This is a genomic window from Gordonia phosphorivorans, from assembly GCF_042432625.1.
In the GTDB taxonomy this organism is placed as follows: Bacteria; Actinomycetota; Actinomycetes; order Mycobacteriales; family Mycobacteriaceae; genus Gordonia; species Gordonia phosphorivorans.
This window is the reverse complement of sequence record NZ_JBHLWV010000054.1, coordinates 19,571-32,058: the sequence shown is the minus strand read 5'-3', so window position 1 is coordinate 32,058 and position 12,488 is coordinate 19,571. Positions and strand designations below refer to the sequence as shown.

11 protein-coding genes and 1 rRNA gene are annotated in these 12,488 nt (G+C 70.6%); 11 read left to right on the top strand and 1 reads right to left on the bottom strand.

Annotated features, from left to right (window positions below; all coding sequences use genetic code 11):
* The 11 genes from rrf to xerD form a co-directional block, all read left to right on the top strand.
* Window positions 1-94: ribosomal RNA gene (gene rrf / locus ACFFJD_RS17610) — 5S ribosomal RNA — on the top strand; the annotation flags it as partial.
* 114 nt (window positions 95-208) lie between these two features.
* Complete coding sequence (locus tag ACFFJD_RS17140) at window positions 209-1,969, top strand: HAD-IIA family hydrolase (RefSeq protein ID WP_382366370.1); 1,761 nt, start codon at window positions 209-211, stop codon at window positions 1,967-1,969.
* Between the two features lie 28 nt (window positions 1,970-1,997).
* Entirely contained in the window at window positions 1,998-2,249 is a 252-nt protein-coding gene (locus tag ACFFJD_RS17135) for a hypothetical protein (protein ID WP_382366368.1), read from the top strand.
* A 24-nt stretch (window positions 2,250-2,273) separates the two neighbouring features.
* Window positions 2,274-3,098, top strand: coding sequence for a TlyA family RNA methyltransferase (locus ACFFJD_RS17130; RefSeq protein ID WP_382366366.1), 825 nt, complete (start codon window positions 2,274-2,276; stop codon window positions 3,096-3,098).
* The gene (locus tag ACFFJD_RS17125) at window positions 3,095-4,099 is read left to right on the top strand and encodes an NAD kinase (RefSeq protein ID WP_382366364.1); all 1,005 of its coding nucleotides are present in this window, start codon (window positions 3,095-3,097) and stop codon (window positions 4,097-4,099) included. The genes ACFFJD_RS17130 and ACFFJD_RS17125 overlap by 4 nt, the downstream gene beginning before the upstream one ends.
* Window positions 4,100-4,106: 7 nt before the next feature.
* Complete coding sequence (gene recN, locus ACFFJD_RS17120; RefSeq protein WP_382366362.1) at window positions 4,107-5,873, top strand: DNA repair protein RecN; 1,767 nt, start codon at window positions 4,107-4,109, stop codon at window positions 5,871-5,873.
* A gap of 124 nt (window positions 5,874-5,997) precedes the next feature.
* The gene (gene steA, locus ACFFJD_RS17115) at window positions 5,998-7,185 is read left to right on the top strand and encodes a putative cytokinetic ring protein SteA (protein WP_382366379.1); all 1,188 of its coding nucleotides are present in this window, start codon (window positions 5,998-6,000) and stop codon (window positions 7,183-7,185) included.
* Window positions 7,182-8,108: a copper transporter gene (locus tag ACFFJD_RS17110; protein ID WP_382366360.1), complete on the top strand. Its 927-nt coding sequence runs from the start codon at window positions 7,182-7,184 to the stop codon at window positions 8,106-8,108. The genes steA and ACFFJD_RS17110 overlap by 4 nt, the downstream gene beginning before the upstream one ends.
* An 85-nt stretch (window positions 8,109-8,193) precedes the next feature.
* On the top strand, window positions 8,194-9,945 hold the full coding sequence (pyrG, locus tag ACFFJD_RS17105) for a CTP synthase (protein WP_382366358.1): 1,752 nt from the start codon (window positions 8,194-8,196) through the stop codon (window positions 9,943-9,945).
* Window positions 9,946-9,947: 2 nt separating this feature from the next.
* Entirely contained in the window at window positions 9,948-10,571 is a 624-nt protein-coding gene (locus ACFFJD_RS17100; RefSeq protein WP_382366356.1) for an NUDIX domain-containing protein, read from the top strand.
* Window positions 10,568-11,506 (top strand): site-specific tyrosine recombinase XerD, encoded by a 939-nt coding sequence (gene xerD / locus ACFFJD_RS17095; protein ID WP_382366354.1) that lies wholly within the window; start codon window positions 10,568-10,570, stop codon window positions 11,504-11,506. The genes ACFFJD_RS17100 and xerD overlap by 4 nt, the downstream gene beginning before the upstream one ends.
* A gap of 18 nt (window positions 11,507-11,524) precedes the next feature.
* Here xerD and ACFFJD_RS17090 read toward each other — a convergent pair whose 3' ends face one another.
* Window positions 11,525-12,457, bottom strand: coding sequence for an alpha/beta fold hydrolase (locus ACFFJD_RS17090; protein ID WP_382366352.1), 933 nt, complete (start codon window positions 12,455-12,457; stop codon window positions 11,525-11,527).
* Between the last annotated feature and the right edge of the window lie 31 nt (window positions 12,458-12,488).

Here is a 12,488-nt window from a genome sequence, read left to right as displayed (position 1 = left end):
AACGCCCGGCTCCATTCCGAACCCGGAAGCTAAGCCCACCAGCGCCGATGGTACTGCACCCTAATCAGTGTGGGAGAGTAGGACACCGCCGAACACAACTTGAAATGGCCCCCGAACCACTGGTTCGGGGGCCATTTCGCATCCCGGGACCACGGGGAGCAGGCGGAACGATTAGCCCGCGATGGGTGGGCGGAATAGATTAGAGGCCATGAGTAAGCGCGATACGCAGGTGCCGGGCGGCGACTCCGATCCGGTCCTCCCGGACGGGATCAAAGCCGGCGACCTCGATCCCGAAGTGCGTCGGGATCTGCAGGGCCTGGACAAGTCGACCGCCGATCGGGTCGCTCGGCACCTGGTGGCCGTCGGCGAACTGCTCGCCGAGGATCCGGAACTGGCGCTCGAACACGCACGGGCGGCGCGCGCCCGCGCGGCGCGGGTCGGGGTGGTGCGCGAGACCGCCGGTATCGCCGCCTATTACGCGGGCCAATGGCAGGAGGCGCTGTCGGAACTGCGGGCGGCGCGACGGATCTCCGGAGACGGTGACGCACTCCTGCCGCTGATCGCGGACTGCGAACGCGGTCTGGGACGCCCGGAACGAGCGATCGAGGTGGCGCAGAGCCCCGAGGGTCAGGCTCTGGCCGGCGAGGAAGCCGTCGAGCTGTCCATCGTCGAGGCCGGGGCGCACCTGGACCTCGGTGACGCCGAGGGCGCCATCCGGGTGCTCGAGGGCCAGAATCTGCGGGCCGGGCGCAGTGGCACCGAGGCCGCCCGCCTGTTCAGCGCCTACGCTGGTGCCTTGTCTGCGGCGGGTCGCAAGGCGCAGGCGCTGGTCTGGTACCAGAACGCGGCGGCCGCGGACGTCGACGATGCGACAGACGCCGAATTCGCGCTTGCGGAATTGCTGAACGAAGAGTTGGACGGTGCCCCCGGCTTCGCGGAGGAGGCCCCCGTCGCGAGCGACGGGGACTCGGTGCTGCCCGCCGAGTACGACGCACTGCTGTTCGATCTGGACGGCACCCTGTACGAGGGAAGCGCTGTGCTGCCCGGTGCACTGGACCTGGTCGGCTCGCGTCCGCGCGAGTGCTACTACGTGACCAACAACGCCAGCCGGTCGGCGACGGAGGTGGCCGAGCACCTGCGGTCGCTCGGCTTCGACGCCGATGCGGAGGCTGTCGTCACCAGCGCCCAGGTGGGCGCACGCCTGGTCGCCGATCGGATCGCCGGCGGGAGCAAGGTGCTCGTCGTCGGCGCCGACGCGCTGCGCGAGGAGATCCGCGCCGTTGGCCTGCAGCCGGTGGAGTCGGCGGAGGACGGCCCCACCGCGGTGATCCAGGGGCATTCGCCGAAGACCGGGTGGGCCCAGCTGTCGGAGGCGGCGCTCGCCGTCGCCGCGGGCGCGCAATGGTTCGCCACCAACACCGATACGACGCTGCCCACCGAGCGCGGACTGATGATCGGCAACGGCTCGATGGTCGCCGCGGTGGCTGCGGCCACCGGCTCCGAGCCGGTGGTGGCCGGGAAACCCGCCGCACCGATCATGCGGGAGGTACTGGCGCGCAGCCGCAGCAGTCGACCGCTGATGATCGGCGATCGCCTGAACACCGACATCGAGGGCGCGAACACCGTCGGCATCGACAGCGTGCTGGTGTTGACCGGGGTGTCCTCGGCCGCCGCGCTGCTGGCGGCGTCGGTGGAGCAACGTCCCACGTTCGTGGCGCGTGACCTGTCGGAGCTGGACGTTCCCGCGTCGCACCTGCGGATCGGTCCGCAGGCGCGGTGGAAGATCACCGTGCTGGAGAACCGGGTGTCGGCGGAGCCGCTCGGCGGCGTCGAGGCCGCCACGCTGTTGCCGGCGTTGGCACACGCGATCTGGACGGCGGAGGTGGGCGACCTGGACCTGCGGATCAATTCCAGCGACGAGCGCACGATGTCGTTGCTGGTCGAGCTCGGCCTCGCCGAGAGTCGCTGACCACGGTGTGCGATAGCCTGGGCAGGTCATGACCGGACCCGACAGCACCCCGTCGCCCGCGGCCCTGGCCGCCCGGGCGGCCCGCGCCACGGCACCGCCACCCGACCCCGCCGATCATCCGGTGGCGGGGCAGGTCGACGGTCTGCTGACGCAGGTGGAGCAGATTCGGTCCGAACTCGACGGTGCTTTCCGCCTGGCCGCGGTCGCCCGCCAGGCGGAACTGCTGACCGCAGCACACGATGCCCTCGTGTCCGCGCTCGACGAGGTCGGCCGTGGCTGAGCACACGCGCGGCGGGAGCCGCTGATGGCTGCGCGTGCACGCCTGGACGCCGAACTCGTTCGGCGCGGTCTGGCCCGCTCCCGTGAACAGGCCCGGCAACTGATCGACGACGGCAAGGTGAAGGTGAACGGCACCGTGGCCGCGAAGGCGGCCACCAACGTCGCGCGCGATACACCGATCCTGGTGGTGGAGGGCGACACCGACGACTGGGCCTCCCGCGGTGCGCACAAACTGCTCGGCGCACTGGCGGCGTTCAAGCCCCTCGGGGTTCGGGTGGACGGTCGGCGCTGCCTCGACGCGGGCGCCTCGACCGGAGGATTCACCGACGTGCTGCTGCGGGCCGGCGCCCGCGAGGTGGAGGCCGTCGACGTCGGCTACGGCCAGTTGGTGTGGCGGCTGCAGAGCGACGACCGCGTGCACGTGCACGACCGCACCAACGTGCGGCACCTGACGCCCGAGATGATCGGCGGACCGGTGGACCTGATCGTCTCCGATCTGTCGTTCATCTCGTTGAAGCTGGTGCTGCCGGCCCTGGCCTCGTGCCTGCGGCCCGGCGGCGACTACCTGCCCATGGTCAAGCCGCAGTTCGAGGTGGGCAAGGAACGTGTCGGCTCCGGCGGGGTGGTGCGCGACCCGGCGCTGCGCGCCGATGCCGTGGCCCAGGTGGCGGCGGCGGCGGCCGAACTCGGCCTGGTGACTCGCGCGGTGGAGGCCAGCCCGCTACCGGGGCCGTCCGGGAACGTCGAGTACTTCCTGTGGCTGCACAAGCCGGATGCGGACACGGAGCTGTCGGCGGTGGCCGATACCGTGGAACTGATCGAGGCGGCCGTGGCCCGCGGACCGCAATGACGCATGCACGAGACTTCGAGGAGGTAGCGGTGAGTGCGCAAGAATCGTCGGCCGTTGCCGATCGGACCTTTCTGGTGGTGGCCCACACCGGCCGCGACGTGGTGACCGGCACGCTGGAGACGGTGAGCCGTCGCTGCGGCGAAGCGGGGATCACCATGCGCGTGCTGCATCACGACACGCGCCAGCCCGCCGTCAGCCAAGACGCGTCGTGGCATCCGCTGGATCCGTCGGAACTGCGTGCCTCCGGTGCGCGGGTGGAGCTGGTGCACGCCGGGCCGGAGGCGGCCGTGGGCTGCGAGCTCGTGCTGGTGCTCGGTGGCGACGGGACCTTCCTGCGTGCGGCCGAACTGGCCTATCCGGCGCAAGTGCCCTTGCTCGGCGTGAATCTGGGACACATCGGTTTCCTGGCCGAGGCGGAGGCGCACGGCATCGACGAGGTGCTCGACCGCGTGGTCTCCGGCGACTACTGCGTGGAGGAGCGCATGGTCCTGGACGTGACCGTGCTCGACAATCAGGGCGGTGCGGTCCTGGGGCGCACCTGGGCGCTCAACGAAGTGGCCGTGCAGAACCGCTCGCACAACGGTGTCCTGGAACTGGTCACCGAGGTCGACGGTCGCCCGGTCTCGGCGTTCGGCGCCGACGGTCTGTTGATCGCCACGCCGACCGGTTCCACCGCGTACGCCTTCTCCGCCGGCGGACCGGTGATGTGGCCCGACCTGGAGGCGATCCTGGTGGTGCCGAGCAACGCGCACGCGCTGTTCGCGCGGCCGATGGTGACCAGTCCCCGCTCCCGCATCGCGGTGGAAGTGGACGCGCACGGTCGGCCCGCGGTGGCGCTGTGCGACGGTCGCCGGATTCTGGAAGTCCCGGCCGGCGGCCGCGTCGAGGCGGTGCGCGCCCAGACGTCGTTGCGCTGGGTTCGGATCGGTTCGGAACCGTTCACCGACCGGTTGGTCACCAAGTTCTCGCTGCCCGTGACCGGGTGGCGCGGAAGGAGCTGAGGAGAGCGTGCTCGAAGAGCTGTCGATTCGCGGACTCGGCGTGCTGGAGTCGGCGACGGCGGAGTTCGCGCCGGGCTTCACCGTGCTGACCGGCGAGACCGGCGCGGGTAAGACGATGATCGTGACGAGCCTGCGCCTGCTGTCCGGGGCGCGGGCCGACGCCGGCCGCGTCCGCACCGGCGATGAGCGCGCGGTGGTGGAGGGCCGGTTCCGGCTGCCCGCCGCGGCGCAACGGACTCCGAAGATCGACGAGGTGCTCGAGGCCACCGGTGCACAGCTCGACGACGACGACACCGTCATCGCTGTCCGCACGGTGAGCGCCGACGGGCGATCCCGGGCCCATCTGGGTGGACGTTCGGTACCGGCGGCCACCCTCGGCGATCTCACCGGGGAACTGCTGGCCATTCACGGCCAGAACGATCAGCTGCGGCTGGCCCGCCCGGATCAGCAACGCGCCGCGCTCGACCGCTTCGCCGGGAAACGCGCCGTCGAGCTGCTGGCGAAGTACCGCGCGGCGCGCACGGCGTGGATCACCACCTTGGACGAGCTGGATCGGCGTCGCGCCGATTCGCGCGCACTGGCCCGGGAAGCGGACCGGCTGCGCTTCGGTCTGGAGGAGATCGACGCCTCGGCGCCGGAGCCGGGCGAAGACGCCGAACTGATCTCCACCATCCGGCGGCTCACCGACCTGGCGGACCTGCGGGCCGCCGCCTCCGGGGCGCACGCGATCGTCTCCGGCGACGGCAGCATGTCGGCCGGTGTCCTCGACGGACTGGGGTCGGTGCGTTCGCTGTTGGAAGGCTCCAACGACGATGCGCTGCGCGAGTTGCTGCCGCGGGTCGCGGAGGCCCTCGTCGTGGTCAACGATCTCGGCGAGGAGCTGTCCGCCTACCTGTCCGCGCTGCCCAGCGACGCCCACGACCTCGACGCGCTGCTGACCCGGCAGGGCGAACTGAAACTGCTCACGCGCAAGTACGCCGCCGACATCGACGGGGTCATCGCCTGGGCCGACGAGGCGCGCCGCAGGCTCGCCGAGCTGGAAGACCCGGAGAGTTCGGTCGAGGAACTGGCCGCCCGGGCGGAGACCGAGCGCGCGAAGGTCGCGGAACTGGCGGGCAAGCTGCACAAGGTGCGGGCCACGGCGGCCGGGAAGCTCGGCACCAAGGTGTCCGCGGAACTGGCCGGGCTCGCCATGGGCGGCAGCGAACTCGCGGTCTCGGTGGTCCTGTCCGCGGCCGATGACGAGCGTTTGGCGATCGAGGTCGACGGACACCGGACGACGGCCGGCGGCGACGGCGCCGACCGCGTCGAGTTCGGCCTGGTGGCGCACAAGGGCGCGCGACCGCTGCCGATCGCGAAGTCCGCCTCCGGCGGTGAGCTCTCCCGCGTGATGCTGGCCCTCGAGGTGGTGCTGGCCGAGCCGGACTCCGGCAGCATCATGGTGTTCGACGAGGTCGATGCCGGCGTGGGCGGCGGGGCCGCGGTGCAGATCGGTGCGCGGCTGGCGCGGTTGGCCCGGCGGCACCAGGTCATCGTCGTGACCCATCTTCCGCAGGTGGCGGCGTTCGCCGACAACCATCTGGTGATCGGCAAGGTGGGCGGCGGCAGCAAGGGACGACAGACCTCGACGCTCACCGATCTCGACCGCGCCGAACGCGTCGCCGAGCTCGCGCGCATGCTGGCCGGGCTGGGGGATTCGGACACCGGTCGCGCACATGCCGAGGAATTGCTGCAGACCGCCGAGGCCGCGCGGGCCACGCCGGAGGCGAGCTGAGGCGATACCACCGGGGCCGCTGCGGCGGAAGAGGTTTGTGCTGCTTGTGTGACAAATGTTGCCGTTGTTACGGCGCGCCTCCCGGTCTTCTGGCGGGGGGCGGCCCAAGATCGGGTCCATGAGGATGCCAGCTCTGCTCTCGCGCCGCACCGAAGATCTGCCCGGTACCACCGGTATCGCGCGGATCGACAAGAAGACCAAGCGTCTGGTCGACAGGGTGGGTCCGGGTGACATCGTCATCCTCGACGAGGTGGATCTCGATCGCCTCACCGCCGACGCGCTGGTGGAGGCCGAGGTGGTGGCGGTGGTCAACGCCTCGTCGTCGATCACCGGCCGCTATCCCAATCTCGGCCCGGAGGTGCTGGCCGCCTCGGGGATTCCCCTTCTGGACGAGGTGGGGCCGGAGGTCTTCGCCCGGGTCAAGGAGGGCGCCAAGCTGCGCCTGCACGACAACCGGCTCTACCTCGGCGACCGGGTGGTCGCGCGCGGCGCGGAACTGGACGAGCGCGCCGTCGCCGACCGGATGCTCGAGGCCAAGACCGGCCTGGTCGACCATCTGGAAGCCTTCTCCGGCAACTCCATCGAGTTCATCCGCAGCGAGTCGCCGCTGCTCATCGACGGCGTGGGCGTTCCGAAACTGGGCGTGAAGCTCGAAGGCCGCCACGTGGTGGTGGTCGGCGACGGTTCCGACCGCGTCGCGGACCTGAAGGCGATCAAGCCGTTCATCAAGGAGTATCAGCCGATCATGATCGGCGTGGGCATCGGTGCGGACACGCTGATGAAGGCAGGCTACAAGCCCGCGGTCATCGTCGGCGACCCCGATGAACTGAAGGTCGAGACCCTGAAGTCGGGTGCGGAAGTGGTGCTGCCGGCCGACCCGGACGGCCACGCGGTCGGGCTCGAGCGCATCCAGGACCTGGGCATCGGTGCCACCACCTTCCCGGCCGTCGGCTCCGCGGGCGATCTGGCCCTGCTCCTGGCCGACTTCCACGACGCCGACCTGATCGTGACCGTCGGTCTGGGCGGCGGCCTCAGCGACTTCTTCGACCGCAGCCGTCGCGACCAGATCCCGTCGACCTTCCTGACCCGCCTGAAGGTGGGGCAGAAGCTCGTCGACGCGAAGGCCGTCGCCACGCTGTACCGCAGCCGGGTCAGCGGCGCGGTGATCGCCATGCTGCTGCTGGCCGCCATGCTGGTGCTGATCGTGGCGCTGCTGGTGACCACCGGCGACGGCACCGTGACCGACTGGTTCGGGACGCAGTGGGACCACGTGACCGGCTGGGTCAGCGGGCTGGGAAACAGCAACGGATGATCTCACTGCGCCAGCACGCCATCTCGCTGATCGCCGTCTTTCTGGCGTTGGCGCTGGGCCTGTTCCTCGGCTCCGGGTTCATCGGGGACCGGGTGAATCAGCTGACCGGCACCGAGCGCGACCGGCTGGGCACCGCCGAGGCCGAGCGCGAGGCCCTGGCCCGGCAGGTGAACGTGGACCAGGGCTTCCTGACGGCGGTCACGCCCGAGCTGGTGGGTCGCACGCTCGTCGGAAAGTCCGTCCTCGTGGTGACCGCACCGACGGCCGCCGACAACGACACCGAAGCGGTCAAGGCGCTGCTCGGCGATGCCGGGGCGAGCTTCTCCGGCCAGATCGCGTTGCGGACCAACCTGGTGCGCGACGAGAACGCGGCCAAACTGGCCACCATCATCGACCAGTCGGTGCCGGCCGGGCAGCAGCTGCGGACCGACTTCTCCGACTCCGGCTCCCGGCTGGGTGATCTGCTCGGCTCGGCGCTGCTGGTGCGGGAGCAGGCGCGCCCGGTGCCCGAGCAGGACCGTTCCACGGTGCTGCAGACGCTGCGCGCGGGCGGCTTCCTCGACTACGCCGACGGCACGGTCAAGCCCGCCGATCTGGTCGTGGTGATGACCGGCGGCTCCATGCCCGCCGATTCCGGCGCCGAAGGGCAACTGGTCGGCAGGTTGGCCGCGGCGCTCGCGCAGCGCGGCGAGGGCGGCGTGCTGGCCGGTCGGACCGGCTCCGCCGACGGCGGCGCGCCGATCGCCGTGGTGCGTTCGGATCCCGGGCTGGGCAACTCCCTGTCCACCGTCGACGACGTGAACGAACAGACCGGCCGACTCACCGTGATCCTGGCGTTGGCGGCCGAGGCGCAGGGTCGTTCGGGCGCCTACGGCACCGGTCAGGGTGCGGCGTCGATCACGGTGAGCGCGCCCGGCAACTGATCGCACGGGAGTGTTGGTCTCCGGCGCGCCGAGATGCTGTTAGGCTGAAGTCCCGTAGGTATTCAGCCTTGACGGGAGCAACAGTTTGCGATCACAGCGCCATGGGCAGCCAGGCACCAAGCACATTTTTGTCACGGGCGGCGTTGCGTCGTCCCTTGGTAAGGGTCTGACGGCCTCGAGCCTCGGTCAGTTGCTCACCGCACGCGGTCTGCGAGTGACGATGCAGAAGGTGGATCCGTATCTGAACGTGGATCCGGGCACCATGAACCCCTTCCAGCACGGCGAGGTCTTCGTGACCGAGGACGGCGCCGAAGCGGACCTGGACATCGGCCACTACGAGCGTTTCCTGGACCGGGATCTGGGCGCGTCGGCCAACGTCACCACCGGTCAGGTCTATTCGACGGTCATCGCCAAGGAGCGCCGCGGCGAGTACCTCGGCGACACGGTGCAGGTGATCCCGCACATCACCGACGAACTGAAGTCGCGCATGCTGGCCATGCACGAGCCCGATGCCTCGGGTGAGACGCCGGACGTGGTGATCACCGAGATCGGCGGCACCGTCGGCGACATCGAGTCGCAGCCCTTCCTGGAGGCCGCCCGGCAGATCCGCCACGACCTGGGTCGCGACGACGTCTTCTTCCTGCACGTGTCCCTGGTGCCGTACCTGGCGCCGTCCGGGGAACTCAAGACCAAGCCCACCCAGCACTCGGTGGTGGCGCTGCGGAGCATCGGCATTCAGCCGGACGCGCTGATCCTGCGCTGCGACCGGCCGGTGCCGGAGGCGCTGAAGAAGAAGATCGCCCTGATGTGCGACGTCGACGTCGACGGCGTGATCTCCACCCCCGACGCCCCGTCGATCTACGACATCCCGAAGGTCCTGCACTCGGAGCAGCTCGACGCCTACGTGGTGCGCCAGCTGGGTCTGCCGTTCCGCGACGTGGACTGGACCGTGTGGGGCGACCTCCTCGACCGCGTGCACTCCCCGCGCGAGACCGTCACCGTGGCGATCGTCGGCAAGTACATCGACCTGCCCGACGCCTACCTGTCGGTGACCGAGGCCATTCGCGCCGGCGGCTTCGCGCATTACGCGCGCACCGAGATCCTCTGGGTCCCGTCCGACGACTGCGCGACGCCCGAGGGCGCCGACGCGGCGCTGCGCGACGTCGACGCCATCATGATCCCGGGCGGCTTCGGCATCCGCGGGATCGAAGGCAAGCTGGGCGCCATCTCGTATGCGCGCGAACGCGGGGTGCCGCTACTGGGCCTGTGCCTGGGCCTGCAGTGCGTCGTCATCGAGGCCGCGCGGTCGGTGGGTCTGACCGAGGCCAGCTCCACCGAGTTCGATCCGGACACGCCGCAGCCGGTGATCGCCACGATGGCCGATCAGACCGCGGCCGTCGCCGGCGACGCCGACCTGGGCGGCACCATGCGCTTGGGCTCCTACCCGGCCACGCTGACCCCGGGCAGCCAGGTGGCGCGCGCCTACGGCACCACCGAGGTGAGCGAACGGCACCGCCACCGCTTCGAGGTGAACAACGCCTACCGCGAGCAGATCGCCGAATCGGGCCTGCAGTTCTCCGGCACCTCGCCGGACGGCACCCTGGTGGAGTTCGTGGAGTACCCGCGGGAGGTCCACCCGTTCCTGGTGGCCACCCAGGCGCACCCGGAACTCAAGAGCCGTCCGACGCGGCCGCACCCGCTGTTCTCGGCCTTCATCGAGGCGGCGCTGCGCTACAAGGCCGCGGTCCGTCTTCCGGTGGAGCTGAAGGGTTACGACCCGACCGGGCTGGCCGAGGATGCCGCCGGCGTCGACGTGACCGAGAAGCCGGAGCAATAGTCGTGGGCGCGCCGGGATCGCACGAGTTCACCGTCCGTGACTCGACGACGGTGTACAGCGGTGCGATCCTGGCGCTGCGCCTGGACCAGGTGGTGATGCCGTCGGGCGAGGCCCAGCGGGAAGTGGTGTCCAAGCACGGCGCGGTGGCGATCCTCGCGCGCGACGAGCAGGGGCGGATCGCGCTGGTGCGCCAGTATCGTCATCCGATCCAACGCCGACTGCTGGAACTGCCCGCCGGTCTGCTCGATGGCGGACCCGAGGAATCGCCGCTGGACGCCGCGCAACGCGAGCTGGCCGAAGAAGCGGGCCTGGCCGCCGGGTCGTGGCGGACCCTGGTCGACCTGGTGTCGTCGGCCGGCTTCTGCGACGAGGCCACCCGGGTGTTCCTCGCCGAGGATCTGCGCGCCGTCGACTCCGGGCCGCGGCATCACGAAGAAGCCGACCTGGAAGTGCTCTGGCTGTCCCTCGAGGACGCGGTGGCGGCGGCGCTGAGCGGTGAGATCGTCAACGCCAGCACGGTCGCGGGTGTGCTGGCCGCCGCGGAGGTGCTGCGCAGCGGCGTCGAACTGCGCGCACCCGATGCGCCGTGGATCGATCGGCCGCGGCGTTTCACCGGGCGGCAATGACCTTGGTCGACGCGGAGATCTCCCTCGACGAGCTCGTCCAACGCTATCTGGATCATCTGACGGTGGAGAAGGGCTCGGCGGCGAACACCGTGTCGTCGTACCGGCGGGACCTCGGCCGGTATTCGCAGTTCTTGGCCGAACGCGGATTGCGAACGCTCCCAGCCGTTTCCGAAGCGGACGTGCGGGATTTCCTGGTCTCCCTTCGGAAGGGTGACCCGGAATCCGGGGTGGCGGCCTTGGCCGACTCGTCGGTGGCACGAACGTTGGTGGCCACCAGGGGGCTGCACAAGTTCGCTGCCGCCGAAGGCATCGTGGTCGAGGACGTCGCGCATGCCGTTCGGCCGCCGAAGGCTCCCCGGCGCCTGCCCAAGGCACTGTCGGTGGACGAGGTCCTGGTGATCCTGGAGGCGGCCGGAGCGGCCGATCACCCTCGGGCACTGCGGGATCGGGCGATGCTGGAGCTGCTCTACAGCTGCGGCGCGCGGATCTCCGAGGTGACCGCGCTCGACGTGGACGACATCGACACCGAGCACCGCGCGGTGGTGTTGCGCGGCAAGGGCGGCAAGGAGCGGATCGTGCCGGTGGGCCGCCCGGCGATCGCGGCCCTCGAGGCCTACCTGGTCCGCGGACGCCCGTCGTTGAGCAAGCGGGGCGAGCCCGCGCTGTTCCTCAACGTCCGCGGCGGCAGGCTGTCCCGGCAGAGCGCATGGCAGGTCCTGGTCGACGCGGCCGGGCGCGCCGGGATCGACAAGGAGGTCTCTCCGCACACCCTGCGACACAGCTTCGCCACGCATCTGCTGGACGGCGGCGCCGACGTCCGCGTGGTGCAGGAACTGTTGGGACACTCTTCGGTGACCACCACCCAGGTGTACACGCTGGTCACGGTGAACACCATGCGGGAGGTCTACGCGACCGCGCATCCGCGGGCCCGGTAGGGCCCGGGCGGCGAGCCGCTACCGGTGCGCCTGGACGAACGCGATCAGCTCGGACTCGACGGCGGGGCGGGTGCTCGGTTCGTTGTGGATCTCGTGGCGCACACCGGGGTACACGACGGTGCGCACATCGCGGTTTCCGCTCGTGAACAGTGCGTTCGCGACGTGATAGGCGCCCTCGCCGTAGTTGGCGACCGGGTCCTGGTCGCCGGCCACGATGAGCACCGGCAGGTCCGACCGCACCCGATCGGCCCAGCCGTCGTTGACCGCGTCGTACAGAGCGACGAAGTCGCGCACGAACCGCGTCGTCATCGGATCGGCGAGCGCGTTGAGCGGATCGGCGGCGTGATCGGCGCGCACCCCGGGATCGGCGGCCACCCACTCGGTGCCGGTGGTGGCCTCCGGGAACCGGTCGACCATGCCGGCGAACATCGCCCCCATGACCTCCGGCGCGGGTTCGGTACCCCGGCCGGCCGCAATGGCCTCGGCCAGGGCTCGGCGGTCGATCCCGGTGTCGATCCCTTCGATCTGGGCGGCGATGCCGCAGAGGATCAGCCCGGCGAGGTCGTCGCCGTACTCGGCGGCGTACTCGCGCGCGATCATCGACCCCCAGCTGTGGCCGAACAGGAAGAAGGGGAGTCCCGGGTACGCCTGCACGGCGAGGTCGTGCAGGGTGCGCTCGTCGGCGACGACGGCCCGCGCGCCGTCCGCTCCGGTGTCCATCCAGACTCCGGAGGCCACCGCGGTGGCTCCGTGGCCGGCATGGTCGTCGGCGGCCACCACGAAACCGGCGTCGAGCAGCGCCGAGATCATGTGCAGATAGCGGCGCGAGTGCTCGCCGAGCCCGTGCACCACCTGCACGATGGCGGTCGGTTCGGTGGCCGGGGCGTAGATCCAGCCGTGCACCTGGTCGCGACCGTTGGCCGACTCGAAGGTGATCTCGCGCAGCGCCATGGCTGGTCCTCTCGGTAGGTGCGTCTTGCCA

Coding starts and splice junctions, on each gene's coding strand:
- ACFFJD_RS17140 (WP_382366370.1), top strand. CDS start 209: ATGAGTAAGCGCGATACGCAGGTGCCGGGCGGCGACTCCGATCCGGTC.
- ACFFJD_RS17135 (WP_382366368.1), top strand. CDS start 1,998: ATGACCGGACCCGACAGCACCCCGTCGCCCGCGGCCCTGGCCGCCCGG.
- ACFFJD_RS17130 (WP_382366366.1), top strand. CDS start 2,274: ATGGCTGCGCGTGCACGCCTGGACGCCGAACTCGTTCGGCGCGGTCTG.
- ACFFJD_RS17125 (WP_382366364.1), top strand. CDS start 3,095: ATGACGCATGCACGAGACTTCGAGGAGGTAGCGGTGAGTGCGCAAGAA.
- steA (WP_382366379.1), top strand. CDS start 5,998: ATGCCAGCTCTGCTCTCGCGCCGCACCGAAGATCTGCCCGGTACCACC.
- ACFFJD_RS17110 (WP_382366360.1), top strand. CDS start 7,182: ATGATCTCACTGCGCCAGCACGCCATCTCGCTGATCGCCGTCTTTCTG.
- xerD (WP_382366354.1), top strand. CDS start 10,568: ATGACCTTGGTCGACGCGGAGATCTCCCTCGACGAGCTCGTCCAACGC.
- ACFFJD_RS17090 (WP_382366352.1), bottom strand. CDS start 12,457: ATGGCGCTGCGCGAGATCACCTTCGAGTCGGCCAACGGTCGCGACCAG.